Below are 16,159 nucleotides of genomic sequence, written 5' to 3'. Positions count from 1 at the left end.
GTGATCGAGGCCGTCATCGGGATCCCTGCGTTCATGCTGTTCGTCGGCCTCATCATTGCTGCCGGACGGTTCACCATCGCCCAGCACAGCGTGGAGTCCGCAGCAAACGCAGCAGCCCGGGCGGCGTCCATCTCCCGTACCCAAGAACAGGCACAGGGTGCGGCCTCCTCGAGTGCTGCCACGACCCTGAACAACCAAGGCCTAAAATGCAGCTCGAAGAGCGTCTCTGTCGACACGACCGGCTTTGCTGCGCCGGTCGGGACCCCAGCGCGAGTGACGGCCACGGTCACCTGCCAGGTCCAGGTCGCCGACCTAGCCGTGCCCGGTCTGCCCGGAACCCTTTCCGTCGAGGCGACCACGGCGTCGGCTATCGACACCTACCGAGAACGGTGATTCGGATGCGGACCTTGACCAACCCATGGCGCGACGACGAACGCGAACGCGGATCGATCAGCATCGTCCTCGTCGTGGGTGCCGTGGCCATGATCATTCTGGTCGGACTCGCCGCCGACGTCGGCGGCAAAGTCCACACACTCGAGCATGCCCGGGACGTCGCCAGGCAGGCTGCACGAGCGGGAGGGCAACAGCTCGTCGCCCCGGCAGCCATCCGTGGTGAAGGTGTCCAGGCCGACCCGTACGCCGCGCAGCAAGCAGCGCAGACATACCTTGCCGGGGCTGGCGTGGCAGGGTCAGCCACCGTCATCAACGGCACGACCGTGAGAGTCACCACCACGGAGACCTACTCCACCAAGTTCCTCAACATCATCGGCATCGGATCCTTCACCGTCCACGGTGACGCCGAGTCGAGGATCGTCCGCTCCGCTGGAGGTGTCGAACAGTGAGACTGCGCACTCGACTTGTCGGACTGGTGGCCACACTAACCATCCTGGGGATCGTCATCGGACTCCCCGTGGCGCTCTTGGCTATCGGCGCCAACCCTCTGCCGAACGAGGTCCCCACCCTCGAGCAGCTCCGCGTCTTCCTCACGAGCCCGGATGACGGAACACTCGCCCTGGCTTTCATCACACTCGTCGGCTGGGCGGCATGGGCCTTCCTGGCCGCCTCCCTTGCCCTGGAAGGCATCGCCCGGGTCCGCCGCACCTCCTCGCCGCACCTGCCCGGCCTCGCGCTTCCGCAGTCCGCCGCCCGAGGACTGATCGGTGCAGCCCTGTTGCTGTTCGTCACGGCCCCCGTCGGCATGCCTGCCGCCCACGCCAGCGCGGGGACAGCAGCGACCGCATCCGCTGCGGCGAGCACCCCATCGAGAGCCGCACCGGTTCCTTCCGGTCAGCTCGCACCCCCTGCGACACCCCACACTCAGTTGACTCCACTCGAGGCGAAGCCCTCCACGATCAACCACACAGTCAAGCCGGGGGACACGCTGTGGTCCCTGGCCGAAGCCCACCTTGGGGACGGAGCGCGATACGGCGAGATCGTCGAGCTCAACCCCAAGACCCTGGGTGCCGACCCCGGCTTCTTGACCCCGGGAACCGTGCTGACAATTCCCACTGCGCCTACGAAGGCGGCGGGCGCAGACGACACCAAGGTCGTCGTCGAACCCGGGGACACTCTGTCAGATATCGCGAACGAGGAGCTCGGTGACCCCGACCGCTACCCGGAGATCTACGCAGCCTCCAAGGACACCCATCAGCCCGGCGACCGCCGCCTGGTCGACCCCAACCTGATCCTGCCTGGATGGACTCTCACCATCCCCGGGGCAGCAACACCGGCAACGTCGCCGCCTGCCCCCACCCCGAAGGCACCCGCAGAGGGCCGGGCTCCCTCACCGACCAGCGCCGCACCACACAACGTGCCGTCGGGCGAAACGCCGGGCACAGAGAGCGCCCGCCCGCCAGCAGCGGCCCCAAGCATCCCCTCAGGCCAATCCGCACCCGCGCCTGCCCCCACGGACGCAGTCGAGGAGACACCCTCCGTCGCACCGTGGATGCTGACCGGACTCGTCGGCGGGGGAGGAGTGCTCGCCGGGTCGATGGCGCTCCTGCTGCTACGTCGGCGCCGGGCCCAGTTCCGTGCCCGACGTCCCGGACGCACGATCGCAACCCCCGAGCCCGTGCTCATCCCCGTCGAGAAGACCGTGACCGCGATCGGGTCAAGGACCGCCCCGACCGTTGAGCACCTTGACGCCGCGCTCCGACGACTCGCGCTCTCGCACACCGGCGCGGGTCAGGCCATGCCCGAAGTGGCAGCCGTCCAGATGACCCCGACCGGCCTCACCCTGCACCTGTCGGGTCCGACCACCCTCGACGCCCCCTGGCACGGCACCGAGGACCACCTCCACTGGACGCTGCCGGCGCAGGCGGACCCCGCGACCGTCGGGCCGCTCGTCGAGGATCAGCCAGCCCCCTACCCGATGCTCTGCACCATCGGGACCAGCGACGCCGGCGACGCATGGATGCTCAACCTGGAGGACATGGACCTGGTCATCACCGGAGACGTGGACTACGGACGGGACTTCGCGCGGTACATCGCCGCCGAGATCGCGTGCAACCCGTGGTCTCACGGCGTCACGGTGGACCTCATCGGGGTCGCCACCGAGGTCGAGGCCATGAACCCCGAACGGGTGCGCGTCCACACCGGCGATGACCCCGCCGCTGATCTCGTCGCGGACGCTGTCGCCATGATCGACCGCTCTCAGGACGCTGGCACCGACGTGATTACAGCTCGAGCAGCCCAGCTGGGGGCCGACCCTTGGCCGGCGAAGATGCTGATGGTCGACGCCGCCGCCGCAGACACGACACCCGCCCTGGAGCAGCTGCTTAACCTCGTGCGCACCCACGGCGGGCACACCGGCACCAGTGTCGTGGTCAGAGGGGAGGAGCTCGCCGGCGACGGCATCGAGGTCCAGATCAGCGCAACCGGGCGGATTATGATGCCAACCTCAGGACTCGACCTGATCGCGGTGGGTCTGACAGCCGACGAAGCACAAGGATGTGCAGCCCTCCTGGCACAGAGTGAGGACCTCGACGACGTCGACATCCCCTCCGTCGAGGCAGACGAGGAAAGCTGGAAGGCCTGGACCGACGAGGCCGGAGCTCTGCGAGACGAATACACCCTTCCCCGCCTCAGCCTCAACGACGTGGACGAGGAGGACGCCCAACCTGCTGCGCCACCAACGTCGATCCTGGCGGATCCGGACGAGGAGTACGTGGAGCACGGGGCGACCACCGTCGCCGATCTCAACGCCTTGGCGCCGCGGGTGACACCCCAAGTCCGTGATGCGGTCTTGAACACCGACCCGACCCTCGACGCAGACCTGGAGCAGTGGCACTCAGACACGTGCGACCTTCCCAGACTGACCTTCCTTGGCCCAGTCACGGCGCGCACTCGAGGGGCTGCGCTGGCCAAGCGCAAGCCTTACTTCACCGAGCTGCTGGCTTACCTGGTGACGCGCCGGCACGGGGCGACCCCGGACGAGGTCGCGGACACCTTCAACATCTCCCAGACCAAGGCACGCGACTACGTGAACACCGTTCGCGACTGGCTGGGTACCAACCCTCGCACCGGGGACAAGCACCTTCCCGACGCACGCAAAGCACCACTGGCACAAACGCGCGGCACCAGCGTCTACCAGGTGTTGGACGCTCTCGTCGACGCGGACCTGTTCCGTCGCCTCAGAGCCCGCGGCGAGGCGCGAGGTCCCGAAGGAATCGACGACCTCTGCGCCGCCCTGCGCCTGGTCCAAGGACGTCCTTTTGACAACCTCCGCAAGGGTGGCTGGTACTGGCTCTCCGAAGGAGATCGGCTTGACCAGCACATGGTCTGTGCCGTCGTCGACGTTGCCCATCTCCTCACCACACACAGCCTGCGCGACGGCGATCTCAAACGCGCCCGCCTGGCCGCCGAAACCGCCGCACTGGCCGCGCCGGACGATGAGATTCCCCGCCTCGATCTCGCAGCCGTCGCGGCAGCAGAGGGTCACGCCAACGAGGCCGACCGAATCCTGCGAGACGAGATCCTCAACCGGACCGACGACGACGGGCCGCCGGTTGAACTCTCCGAGCGGACCCAACAGATCATCGCCGGAAAGGACTGGCTCAAGCGCTCTCAGCAGGCCAGCTGACAACTAGGGCCAAGCCAGATGAAAGGGCCTCACCATCGCCCACGATGGTGAGGCCCTTTCGTTTTCGCGTGGCTCGAAACCCAACCCACAAACCCTTGTGGCAACCCCTCCGCCGCGAATTTCTTCAACTTTCGGGGGGACGTTGTATTTGTGCAGGTCACAGACCTGACGGCTTGCCTCTAGGAGGTCGTACCCCCCAGCGAATCGCGCTCGGCGGGGACAACCTCGGGGACGCCCGATCGGGATCTTCCTTCCATGCCCACACGGCGGAAGGAGCTCGAAATGAGCGTCGCAAGGAACCTCGGTCTGGATGACCCTGACAACAACATGCTGGCCCTCGCCAGGGATCGTTGGAGCAGCTGGCGTCTCGAGCACGAGGCACTCGAAGTCGTCGAGGACCTCGTGGACTTGCCCACCTGGATGCGCAACGCCGAACCCGAGAACGCAGACCGGGTGCTGCTCGCGTTGGCCGAATTGGCCTCACCCGAAGGTGGCGACGATCTCGCTGCTACGGGAGCGTTGGCCTGGCTTCTTCTGCCCGGCGCCAGCCTCCTCGCAGCTCGGCTGGCGACCCTGACCCCGAGTATCGACGAGGTGCTCGCGGCCCAGCTGTGGGTCGAGGCTCGAACCTTCCCGTGGCAGCGTGGCCGCCGCGTCGCCGCCAACATCCTGATGAACGCACGCAAGGCGGTCATGCGTGATCTCGGGGTGGGTGTGGCTGCGGACCCGGCATGGTCCCGAAGCATCCTGATTGCCCCCACAGAAGACGTCTGGGGTGTCCTTCCTGGCCCGGCCGCCGACGCCCAACCCGAACACGAACTGGCCGAGCTCCTGGAGTGGGCATGCAGCCAGGGAGTCATCACTGAAGACGACCGGGCGCTGCTCGTCGACGTGGCCGCCACCGCGGACCGGTACCAGCCGCGCCGTGCCGGTCGCGGGCATGCCGGTCTGCTCTCCAACGACGTCTCCACGGAGGTCGCCCATCGCCACGGTGTCTCGCCGATCACCATCCGCCGCCGGACCCGACGCTCAGTCCAAGCGCTGCGAGACGCACGAAAGCTGTCCGCCTGATGAGGACCGCCAGTGACCCCCGTCCGGCTTTAGGCGGCGAGGTGATGACAGTGACCGATGCCGCAGAGATCGAGCGACTGATGGACGTGGCCAACAGCGACGCCGCCGTCCTCGAGGACCTCGACCAGTGCATGACCAGGCTGCGCCAGGCGCAGCTGGCGAAAGCCGCCTTGGCCCGTCTCGACTCCAGCGACCTGCGCGAGCTGTTCGCTGCCCGACGGCGCGCACTGGGAGAGCGAACCCGATGAGTGCGACCCAGACGGCACCGCGCACCACCATCAGCGTCGACGAGCTGAAGCGTGCCTGGCAGGCCGTACAGACCGGACAGTTCCGCACCGACCCGAGCCGTCGCCCGACGGACACCCGCGACGGTAAGCCCGGGCCGACGTGGGAGCCCGATGAGGATGTCCTCCCAGTCATCGGATGCGGCGGCAACACCGGTGCCAGCACCGTCGCCCTGGCGATCGCCACCGTCGCTGCCTCGGCCCGCGTCGTGGAGTGCTGCACCGTCACCGCGACCGGCCTAGCGGCCGCGGCCACTGCCGAGCTCGGACGGGTCGGCGATGGGTGGACCCGAGGCACCCGAGACAACGTCACCCTCGAGCGCGGCACCGACGTGCTGCTCGAGATCAACGAGGTCCCACTGCCCCCGCCACCCATCAGCCCACTGGGCCTGACTGTCCTCGATATCGGCTGGGAGCTCGGGCAGGTCCTGGCCACGCCCTCCTGGATAGGCGACCACGTGCACCGTGCGCAGGCCGTCGTCGTTGTCACCTCGGCCACCGTGCCCGGCCTGCGACGACTGGAAGGCGCCCTCGCGCTCCTCGAAGGCGCCAACGTCGTGGCCGCAATCGTCGGCCCACGACGAAAGAAGTGGGCACGCGGCATCGACCACACCATGGGCGCCCTCACCCGTGCTCTGGAGCGCAACGGGCAACTCATCGACATCCCCGAAGACCGCGACCTGGCCAGCCACGGCCTCGACACGCGACCGCTACCGGCGGCACTGACCACCGCAACAACCCACCTGCTCCGGCTTGTCCAAGCCAAGAACCACCGAGAAGGGGACCCCTCATGCTGAGCACGATCACCTACCACCTCACCGCCCTCCCGACAGCGGTGTGCCCCACCGCGCCACCTCAGGCACAGAAGTACGCCGACCAGCTCATGGGCTACGTCCTGTGGGGCGTCATCTTCCTGTTCTTCGTTGGTGTCGTCGTCGGCATCGGCTCCATCGTGGCCGGTCGAGTGTTCGGCATGCCCCATGCCAGCAAAGCCGGGATCGTGGGGGTCGTCGTCGTGTTCCTCGCCGTCATCGCCTACCTCGTGCTGCCAGGCGTGGTCCGCGCCATGACCGGGTCTGGCTGTATCTGATGGCTCAGGCGAGGCACCTCACCGACGGGGCATGGGGAAGGCCACGACTGCTGGCCGTGCTCGCCGGCGGAGTCGTCGTCGTCCTGGCCGGCCTGGTCGGCCTGGGCTTCGCGGTCTTCTACGCAGTGCAGTCCGCCGACACCTCCACCGTCGAACCCGCCTCGGCCGAAATCCGCGCTGGGGCCGCAGGGGAGTCCCACGGTCAGGCTCACCGGGACGCAGTCGCGGCCGCCGCCATGCTCGAGGTGGAACCGGATGACTCCAAGGCCGGCACCCCGGCGGCCACCCCCGCGCCGGCACTGGCTGTGCCTGCCGCTACAAGGACCGGACCAGTCGAGGTGCCCACCGGATTCCCCAAGTCACCGGCTGGGGCGATCGGACAGCTGGCGGCGATCGAGACCACCGTCTTGCAGGGCATGTCGATCCCGCACGCCAACGACGTCTACAAGCAGTGGGCCATGCCGGGGGGTGTCGGAGTCGCGAACTGGCCCCTGATCAAGAACGTCCAAGCGTTCCTGGCCAGTGCCCAGCAGGGGCAGACCAAGGACCCCACCATCACCGTCAGCGCCCGCCCAGCGGCAGCCCAGGTCAAGGGCATCGATGGGACGGGCTGGGTGCTCGCCTGCGTCCTGCTCGACGTGCGGGCCGTCATCACCACCGAAGCCCGGGTCGCCTACGGGTACTGCGAACGCATGCAGTGGTTCGGCGACACCCAGAGCGGGCGATGGATGATCGCCCCCGGCGACCTCCCCGCCACCGCACCGTCAACCTGGCCCGACACCCATTTGGCGATCAAGGCCGGGTGGCGTACTTGGGTCGAGGCCGAGGACTCGGGGGTGAGCTGAAGATGTTCAACCCGTTCGGATACCTCGCATCAGCCGCGGGCAAGGTCGTCGCTGACGGATGGACGGCGGTCTGCCTCGGAGTTTGGAACGCCGGGCTGTGGCTGCTCAAACTGGTGCTGACGATCGTCGACAGTTTCACCACTCCCGACCTCAGCGAGACTGGCCCAGGCGCGGAGATCTACAGGATCACGTTCTGGATCGCGCTGACCCTGATGATCACGCTGTCCCTGGCGCAGCTGGGGATCTCTGCCTTCCGCAGGGACGGTCGCTCGGTGGGGCAGCTCCTCATCGGCACCGGCCAGTTCCTCATGGTCTGGGCCGCCTGGCTCGGATACGGCGTCGCGCTCCTCGCGGCCGTCGGCGGGCTCACCAAAGCCCTTATGAACAAATTGCTGCACATCGATAAGTGGGCGCAGTTCGAACCCTTGGGCACGCAGATCTCCGTCCAAGACATCTCCGACGGCACGGTGGCCACAGTCCTCATGGTGCTCGGCATCTTTCTGGTGTTCGCCGCCATCGGGCACCTGCTCGTCATGCTGGCTCGGGCCGGCTCGTTGCTCGTACTTGCTGCCACCACGCCAATCTCGGCCGCGGGGCTGTCCTCCGACTTCGGCCGCGACTGGTTCTGGAAGAGCTTCCGGTGGTTCCACGCCGCTGCCTTCACCCCTGTCCTCATGATCCTCGTCCTGGGGATTGGGGTGCAGATGACATCGGGCGTGGCCACTGGCATGACCAACGAGTTGGAGAAGGCCATCGGCACCGCAGTCCCCGGCGTGGTTTTGATCTGCATCGGCTGCTTCAGCCCGCTCGCACTGTTCAAACTCCTCGCGTTCACCGACCCCGGCACCACCTCCGGCGCGGCGCTACGTACCGGCCTCGCAGCACAAGGCGGGATCTCCGGACTGCTGGGAGGGCTCGGTGGAAGTAGCGCCAGCGGCAGCAACTCCGCGGCCTCCGCCACTGACCAGAACGGCAAATCGCAAGGCGAGAGCGCCGGCGAAGACTCGACGAGCAGCCGGTTCAACGGCAGCACGGCCGGAATGATGGGCAAATTCGGTGGCGCCCTCGGCCAGGCCGGCGCCGCCGGCATGGGAGCCATGGAGAAGATCGGATCCACCGGTGCCGCGGTGGGCGCGGACCTGACCAACCAGATGGGGGTCGGTCACAACAACTACGTCCCCGACTTCACCTCCACCAAACGCGGCAGCGACGGCGGGCGACCCAAGAGTGCTGACGGGGACGACGACTCCCACAGCGGTGGAAGTGGTGGCCCCGACCAGGACCTCCACCCTGCGGCGACCGGCACCGACGGGGCACCCACCCCTTCCCTGCCCACCCCACCGACCCCATCACTCCCATCTGCACCTGGAGGTGGAGGCCCATCACCCGGCGGCGGCGGGGGAAGGATGCCCACCTCTGGAGCAGGCGGCGCAGGAGCAGAAGGTGCAGGAGCAGCAGGAGCCGGCGCGGGAGCCATCCCCGTCGTGCCGGTCTAGGAAGGAAGACACATGGCAGTCATCTACTCGGATTACTCCCGAGCTCGCATCGGATGGTTCTTCGGACTGGGGGGGTGGCAGTTGGCGATCGTCTCGCTGACGTTCCTACCGATCGCCTGGTCAATGCGTAGCGGGGCTTGGATCTCCGCTCTGCTGTTCCTGCTCCTGTGGACCGTCATCCTCCTGATCACGATCACCCCAGTGCGCGGACGATCGGCCACGGGGTGGGCCACCGCATCCCTCGCCTTCGCAGTTGGCGGGCTGGCCGGCTGGACCAGATTCCGCTCCAAGGCCGGGCGAGGGCGAGCAGACGACATGGACGAGCCAGACCTGCCCGGCATCCTTCAGGGCATCAAGATCCACGACGGCCCACCCAACGGTGCAATGTTGGCCCGAACGGCGATGGTCCAAGACCACCGATCCCGCACCTGGGCGGTGACCGCCTCCGTGGTCCACCCCGGCATCGGCTTGAAAGAGGTCGACGAGCGACAAAGGCAAGGCGCCGGACTCAGCGACCTCCTAGATCTCGCCGCACGGACTGAGCTCATCGACGAGATCCTGTTCCTGGTGCGCACCGTTCCCGAGGACGGTGCCGAACGCGACCAATGGGTCACACGCCACCGCCGCGGGGAAGCGACCGCGGCCCGTGAAATCAACGACGAGCTGCAGAGCAACCTCACCCAGGCCAGCGTTCGCACCGAAGCATTCGTGACGTTCGTGGTCCCCGAGGGACGGATCGCGAAGGAGGCCAAGGAGTCAGGCGGTGGCCTCGACGGGCGCGCCCGTGTCCTGTACAGCCTGGCCTCAGAAGTCGAGGCGCAGCTGCGCGGCGGCATGGGGATGACCACCGTGAACTGGCTCACCAGTCCCGAGCTCGCGTTGGTGTGCCGCACCGGATTCGCGCCGGGCGACCGCGCTGGAATTGTGGACGCGCTCGACAGCCGAAAGAGTGACCCGGACGTGAACGCTGACATCCCCTGGGCCATGGCCGGGCCCTCAGGGGCGGACCCGGTGGCACGGCACTACAGCCACGACGCCTGGAACTCAATCAGCTCCACGATCAAACTCCCCGTCAAGGGTGCCGCAATGGGTGCTCTCGCCCCGGTCCTGACTCCGACCGCGGCGGGGGAGCGTCGCAGCTTCATGGTGGCCTACCCGATCCTGACGCAGTCAGCGGCGCAACGACAGAGCGCCACCAGCGAATGGGCGGCCGACATCGGTGAGGAGATGCGCAACAAGGCGAAGGTCAAACAGCGCACCAAGTCCAGAGACGAAGCCGACAAGGTGCGCCGCCTTGACCAGAAACTGGCCCGAGGAAACAGCCTCACTCGCCCGTATGCCGTCGTCACGGTCACGGTCCCCAAGACCGCCCGGGTCTCGGAATACGGCCGATGCCTCGACGCGTCCGTGCGGCGGGCTGGGTTCGCGCCACTTCGGCTCGACCTCGCCCAAGACGTCGCATTCTCATCCTCCACGGTCCCCTTGGGGATCAGCCTCACCAGGAAGGCCAACTGACATGGCTACCAAACTCGGCAGCCGTCGCGGCGGACGCGACATGTCCCGTCTGCTCTCCGACTTCGGCCACGAGCTGCCCTCGATCCCGCGCCCGCTCCCGCCTGTTCACGAAGGGCGGATATTCAAGCCCGCACCCCGTAGCGGGGCACGTCGCGCCGGACGAGGATGGGCGCCCGCCTCCGCTCCCGTGTCGCTGTGGCGCATGACGAGTGACCAAGCCCCCGTCTTCTGGCCCTTCATCTCTACCCCGGGCCTGCCCCCCACCGGCGCACAGATGGGCATCGACATGCTCTCCGGTGGCGCGTTCTACGCAGACCCTCTCGGATGGGTCCTTGACGACGACGTCCCGGTCACCAACTCCAACATCTTCAGCTTCGGAAAGCCCGGTCGTGGCAAGAGCGCGACCACCAAGTGCTTCTGCCTGCGCATGATCGACTTCGGTTACCGGGTCCTCATCCTCGGCGACACCAAGGACGAGTACGAGCCGCTGTGCCGATTCCTGGGGGTCGAGCCCTTCGCGATCGGGCCAGGCCTGCCCGCCCGGATCAACCCCTTGTCCTTCGGGCCGCTCCTGACCGGATGGGATCAGCTGAGCCCCGAGGAGGCACAGGCGCGGGCCACGATCGTGTTCTCCCGCTGGCTCACCCTCGTCCGGGGTCTGGTCGGCTCACAACGTATCGGGGAACGGGGCGTCCCTTTCGGCCCCACTGACGAAGTGGTCGTCAAGGCCGCACTGCAACACCTGACCGGTTACGCCGCCGGACACACCCACATGCGCGAGACCACCATCCCCGAACTGTGGCACCTGCTCGACAACCCAACCAAGGATCTCATCGTCGAATGCCGCTACTCCGACGAAAGGCACTTCCTCGACACCACCCGGCTCCTGCGTGATGCCCTCGGACAGCTCGTCAGTGGCGCCTTGGCCGGACTCTTCGACGACCACACCACCGTCGACGTCGACTGGCGCGCCCCCATCCAGTCCCTCAGCCTCTCGCGACTCGACCCGCTCGGCGACGAAGCAGTCGGGATCGCCCTGACCTGCCTGAACTCGTGGGGACGAGGCATGCGCGAGATCGCCCCAGCCGGCGACCTGCGTGTGGTCGTGCGCGACGAGTCCTGGAAACAACTGCGGCTCGGACCCGAGGCAGTCAAGTCCTTCGACGCAGACCTGCGCCTATCCCGTCGCGACGGCGACATCCAGTTCGCGGTCGCACACAAACCAACCGACCTGCTTTCCGCCGGCGACACCGGATCCCAAGCCGTCGCCATCGCCAAGGACCTGCTCCACCTGGCCGACGTCAAGATCCTCCACGGACAGGACCTAGCGGTCGCCAACGAACTCGAGACCCTTCTCGGTCTGGGCCCGATCGCGCGCGACCTGGTGACGGGGTGGGCCATGCAAGGCAAAGGCCGCGCCCTGTGGAGCGTGGGGGAGCAGACCTACAAGGTGCAGACCGTGCTGCACCCCACCGAGCGCCGGCTCACTTACACCAACGACGCCATCGAGGGCGCGGCCTGAGGTCGGACCGATGAAAAAGATCGCCCTCCTCCTTGTCGCTCTACTCGCGATGATGTGCGTGCCCGTGGCCTTGGGTGCCATGGCGGCAATCGGTGGGTCGGTGATCGGGGCCGAGCTGCGCACCGTCGATTGCGGGGGCGCCATCCCGGCCACCGGTGACTGGCGGCCACCGTTCCAACAGGCCTACGTCGTGAGCAAGCGAGGCTTCGGCAACGAGTTCCACCCCATCGCCCACGAGTGGCGCCAGCACACCGGTCAGGACCTCTCCTCGCTCCCTGGACCAGGTCCCGTGGTGGCGATCGCCGGGGGCAAGGTGACGTTTGCGGCAGCCCGAGGCACCTATGGCAATCTGGTCGACGTCGCTCACGCCGGGGGAGTGGTGAGCCGTTACGCGCACCTGGCCAAGATCACGGTCAAACCGGGCCAGGTAATCAGCCCCGGCGCAACCCTTGGAATCGAGGGCAGCACCGGGGGAAGCACCGGCGAGCACCTTCACCTCGAGATCCACGTGGGAAGCCGCGCCGTGGATCCGGTTCCGTTCATGCTCGAGCACGGCGCACCCCTCAACGGCAAGGCCGTCGCCCCCAGCACAACCACCACGAACCTCCCCAGCGACGTCACGGAAGGCGGCATCGGATTCGATCTGCCCGCCGCCGGTGCGCCCAGACAGGACTCACTGCGCACCCCACCAGCAAGCATCCCGTCGACGATCAAGAGCCTCTACACCGCAGCGGCCGCCAGGTACAAGATCCCGTGGACCCTCCTGGCCGGCATCGGCATGGAGGAGACAGGGCACGGCCGCAACAAGGGCACCTCCAGCGCCGGCGCACAAGGCCTAATGCAGTTCATGCCAGCCACTTTCGCCACGATGGGCGTCGACGGCAACGGCGACGGCCGAGCCGACATCCGCAACGACGCAGACAGCGTCTCCTCCGCAGCGAACTACCTCATCAAGAGCGGGGTGGCCAACGGGCCAACCGGTGTGAAGAAGGCTGTCTGGGCCTACAACCACGCCGACTGGTACGTCAACGATGTCCTCCACTACGCCCATGCCTACGGTGGCGGGCTCGTCCTTGGAGATCCCACCGACTGCGGTGTCGGAGGCGCCGGCAACCCGCAGCTCCCTCCGCTGAGCAACGACCGCCTGACCAAAGTGCTCGCCTGGGCAGGGAGCCACGCAGGCGACCCCTACGGGTACGGCGCCAACGGACCCAACGCCTGGGACTGTTCCTCGTTCACCCAAAACGCCCTCGCGCAGGTCGGGATATCGATGCCGAGGACCGCTGGCGCACAACGCGATTGGCTCGCCAAAGGCAACGGGTTCCGGGTCCAACCCGGCCAAGAACGCCCCGGGGACATCATCTTCTGGGACTCCTATCTGGGCCCTGAACGCATCGGGCACGTCGTGATCGTCTGGGACCCCGCGACGAAGACCACGATCGACGCACGGAGCACTGCCAAGGGGGTCGGCCACTTCAGCTACGCAGACGGCGCGAAGCGCAACATCTTCGAGATCTGGCGCGTCGGCAACATGGCCGACCAACCCACCAGGCAGCCCGTTTGAGGCCGGCTGACCGTCAGAGGCGCAGACGCGACTTACGGGCAGTGAAAGGAGACCACCCATGCAGAGATCACGACGGGTCAACCCGCACCCGACAACCTGGGAGATACCGCTGGCGGCCGTGGTGGTCGTGGTGCTCCTCTTCATCCTGGGGGTACACGCCGGTCGGGGAGGCGCCAACCTCATCGCCGGTGCCGGCCTGCACTTCCCGCCACGGGAGGAACTGTTCGTCAGCGTCTTCCCGGCCTTAGGCGGAGATGCAGGCGCGGGTCTGGTTCCTCGACCAGACCACATCGCCGGGGCCGCCGCCACACGGATCTGGATCGGCATCGTCGAAGTACTTAACGTGGCCCTCATGCTGTGGGCGAGCAAGATCGCCTGGGACCGGTGGGGTCCCTCCCGGGTCCACGGCATGGCCACCCGAACTGAAGCCGAGAAGCTCCTCGGGCGAAGCCGACTGCGCCGCAACGCCGCAGTCATCCGCCCCGACCTCTACGGGAAGCGGCAGCGATGAAACACACGCAGCGGTTCGACCCACGGCAGATTGGGTGGCGTCTGGGGCGTGCCCGTCAACCCAGCGGAGGGGAACTGTGGGTGCCCTGGGACCGCACCGCTGGTGTGATCGGCCCACAGGGCAGCGGAAAGACGCTCGACACTCTCATCCCAGCACTGCTCAACGCGCCCGGCGCAGCCCTGGTCACCCTCACCAAGGCCGACGACCTGTTGCTCAGCTTCACCGCGCGCTCGAGCAACGACCGACCCTGCGTCGTCCTCGACCCCTTCGGGATCACCCAAGGACTGCCTGAGCTCGTCTGGGACCCCATCGAAGGGTGCATCGACCCGATGGTGGCCGAACGACGCGCCAAGGCGTTCACGGCCGGAACCGTCAAGGGCGCAGTCGCCGGCGGCCACGGGGACGACGCCGCCCGCTTCTACGCCGCTGAGGCGGCGAAAGTGATCCAGGCATTCTTCCATGCTGCAGCACTCACGGGCCGCACGCTGGAAGACGTGCTGCGCTGGGTGGCCAACCCGCACAGCACTTCGGACCCGATCGAGATCCTGCGCGAGCACCCGCACGCGGCACCGTTCTGGCATGGGCTGCTCCACGGCGCCCTCCACGGTGACGACCGCACAGCCGGCAACACCATCACGACCGTGCAGCAAGCCATGTCCCTGTTCTTCCAAGAACCCATCAGGAAGCGGTGCGTGCCCGGACCCGGGCGGCCCGCCACCGACATCGCCGACGTCATCCGCCGCGCAGGCACGATCTACCTGCTCGGCAGGGAGGACCCCTACGCCAGCGCTTCGCCTTTGATGACAGCCGTGGCCGAACACGTCCTGGACACCGGCCTCGGGGCGGCTCAACGTTCCCCGCACGGCCGGCTCTGCCCACCGATGCTGGCCTGCCTCGACGAGCTGCCGTCGACGGCGCCATTGCCGACGCTGCGCACCCGGATGGCCAACGAGCGAGCCTTGGGGATGGCCTTCATCTGGGCGGCGCAGACCCGCGCCCAAATGTCCGCGATCTTCGGGGAGCAGGAAGCCCGAACCCTTCTCGGTCTGACCAACAACCTCGTCCTGTTCGGTGGGAGCAAAGATGTTGCGTTCAACCAGGAGATCTCCGACCTCCTCGGGCCAGTGCGGATCAGTCGCAGCAGCTGGCAGTTCGGGCAGATGGGCGGGCGCAACGTCGTGGGTGAGGACATCCCCATCCTGACCGGGGCAGAGGTGCGCCAGCTGAAGGAGGGGCATGCTCTCGTCGTCTCCGAGAACGGCAAGCCGATCATCGCCAAACTGGACCGATGCATCACCGGGAAGTCGGGCAAGCAACTCCTGCATGACAAATCCGAGCTGCGAACCCGACTTAGCGACAACCAGCGCATGACCGTGACCCCCGAGGCGCGGGCAACCGCGGCGCTCGTCCAGGCACGACGACGAGGACTTCTCCACGACAGCGGAAGCCCGACCGACTACAGCTTCACCCAGCCATGAGCACCGTCCAGGGCTCCCCATCGACCCCACCCAGGCCGGCCCCGATCGTCCGAGCCTTTCCCGAGCCGGGAAAAGGAATCCAGCAGGCCTACCGAGAACTCGACCTGGCTGACACGGGTACGGACGCCCAGAGGAAGGCGCTCGGTGACCTGAACCTTCTGCCGCGACCCTGGGACCCGGCAAGCCTGACTCAGCCCCAGCTGCGCTTGGAGGCGTGGGCCTGGCTCGAGGCGGTCACGACCTGGCTGAATCTTGAGTACGTGTGGGACGTGTCGGCCATGATCCCGCCCTGCTGGCCCCAACACCCACACCTCGTGCACGAGATTGCCGTCATCGCCGACCAGCGGCGCAGGGCAGGGCGGGCCCTGACCAGCGACGCCCTCGAGGAGTGGCACCGATACGCGTTGCCGTCCTTCATCGACCGGATGAAGGGTCGCTCGCGCAACTACTGCGAGGAAGGGCACCAGGACTGGCCCGCGAACGGCCGATTCGCCCGCCATGTCAGCGACGAGCGGGTCAACGAACGCAGACGAGCCTTCAACGCTGATCAGCAGACTCAACGGGCATCGCGGGCCAGCCAGCAACCGCAAGGCCCGCAGCTCCGAGTCGTCGACGACGACCTCGCGGTCGACACAGACACCGGCGAGATCTTCGACTGAAGCACGAAGGGAACGATGACACGGCACCGGATCCACCTGAACC

At 67.4% G+C, this 16,159-nt stretch carries 15 protein-coding genes; all 15 read left to right on the top strand.

From position 1 onward, the window contains the following. The 15 genes from ACZZ98_RS05485 to ACZZ98_RS05415 all read left to right on the top strand — a co-directional run bounded on the left by ACZZ98_RS05485 (position 1) and on the right by ACZZ98_RS05415 (position 16,116). Complete coding sequence (locus tag ACZZ98_RS05485) at positions 1-393, top strand: TadE/TadG family type IV pilus assembly protein (RefSeq protein WP_463515295.1); 393 nt, start codon at positions 1-3, stop codon at positions 391-393. Between the two features lie 5 nt (positions 394-398). Further along, positions 399-842, top strand: coding sequence for a pilus assembly protein TadG-related protein (locus ACZZ98_RS05480; RefSeq protein ID WP_463515294.1), 444 nt, complete (start codon positions 399-401; stop codon positions 840-842). Positions 843-2,371: 1,529 nt separating this feature from the next. Then, positions 2,372-4,081: a hypothetical protein gene (locus tag ACZZ98_RS05475; protein ID WP_463515293.1), complete on the top strand. Its 1,710-nt coding sequence runs from the start codon at positions 2,372-2,374 to the stop codon at positions 4,079-4,081. A gap of 282 nt (positions 4,082-4,363) precedes the next feature. After that, entirely contained in the window at positions 4,364-5,152 is a 789-nt protein-coding gene (locus tag ACZZ98_RS05470) for a hypothetical protein (protein WP_463515292.1), read from the top strand. Positions 5,153-5,202: 50 nt separating this feature from the next. After that, positions 5,203-5,400 carry a hypothetical protein gene (locus ACZZ98_RS05465; RefSeq protein ID WP_463515291.1) on the top strand — a complete coding sequence of 66 codons (198 nt, stop codon included), beginning with the start codon at positions 5,203-5,205 and terminating at the stop codon, positions 5,398-5,400. Then, positions 5,397-6,233: a hypothetical protein gene (locus tag ACZZ98_RS05460; RefSeq protein WP_463515290.1), complete on the top strand. Its 837-nt coding sequence runs from the start codon at positions 5,397-5,399 to the stop codon at positions 6,231-6,233. Before ACZZ98_RS05465 ends, ACZZ98_RS05460 begins: the two co-directional genes overlap by 4 nt. After that, complete coding sequence (locus ACZZ98_RS05455; RefSeq protein WP_463515289.1) at positions 6,227-6,526, top strand: hypothetical protein; 300 nt, start codon at positions 6,227-6,229, stop codon at positions 6,524-6,526. Before ACZZ98_RS05460 ends, ACZZ98_RS05455 begins: the two co-directional genes overlap by 7 nt. Continuing rightward, positions 6,526-7,371 (top strand): hypothetical protein, encoded by an 846-nt coding sequence (locus ACZZ98_RS05450; protein WP_463515288.1) that lies wholly within the window; start codon positions 6,526-6,528, stop codon positions 7,369-7,371. Before ACZZ98_RS05455 ends, ACZZ98_RS05450 begins: the two co-directional genes overlap by 1 nt. A 2-nt stretch (positions 7,372-7,373) precedes the next feature. Next, complete coding sequence (locus tag ACZZ98_RS05445) at positions 7,374-8,867, top strand: TrbL/VirB6 family protein (protein ID WP_463515287.1); 1,494 nt, start codon at positions 7,374-7,376, stop codon at positions 8,865-8,867. A gap of 12 nt (positions 8,868-8,879) precedes the next feature. Further along, positions 8,880-10,382, top strand: coding sequence for an SCO6880 family protein (locus ACZZ98_RS05440; protein ID WP_463515286.1), 1,503 nt, complete (start codon positions 8,880-8,882; stop codon positions 10,380-10,382). A gap of 202 nt (positions 10,383-10,584) precedes the next feature. Further along, positions 10,585-11,904 (top strand): ATP-binding protein, encoded by a 1,320-nt coding sequence (locus ACZZ98_RS05435; protein WP_463515285.1) that lies wholly within the window; start codon positions 10,585-10,587, stop codon positions 11,902-11,904. Positions 11,905-11,914: 10 nt separating this feature from the next. Next, positions 11,915-13,468 carry a peptidoglycan DD-metalloendopeptidase family protein gene (locus ACZZ98_RS05430; protein ID WP_463515284.1) on the top strand — a complete coding sequence of 518 codons (1,554 nt, stop codon included), beginning with the start codon at positions 11,915-11,917 and terminating at the stop codon, positions 13,466-13,468. Positions 13,469-13,526: 58 nt separating this feature from the next. After that, entirely contained in the window at positions 13,527-13,979 is a 453-nt protein-coding gene (locus tag ACZZ98_RS05425) for a hypothetical protein (protein ID WP_463515283.1), read from the top strand. An 80-nt stretch (positions 13,980-14,059) separates the two neighbouring features. Continuing rightward, a complete protein-coding gene (locus ACZZ98_RS05420; protein ID WP_463515282.1) occupies positions 14,060-15,457 on the top strand; it encodes a type IV secretory system conjugative DNA transfer family protein in 1,398 nt (465 codons plus the stop codon). 314 nt (positions 15,458-15,771) lie between these two features. Then, entirely contained in the window at positions 15,772-16,116 is a 345-nt protein-coding gene (locus ACZZ98_RS05415) for a hypothetical protein (protein ID WP_463515281.1), read from the top strand. Positions 16,117-16,159: the final 43 nt, after the last annotated feature.

Source organism: Knoellia sp. AC549, assembly GCF_979258975.1.
This window is presented reverse-complemented; position numbering and strand designations above follow the sequence as displayed.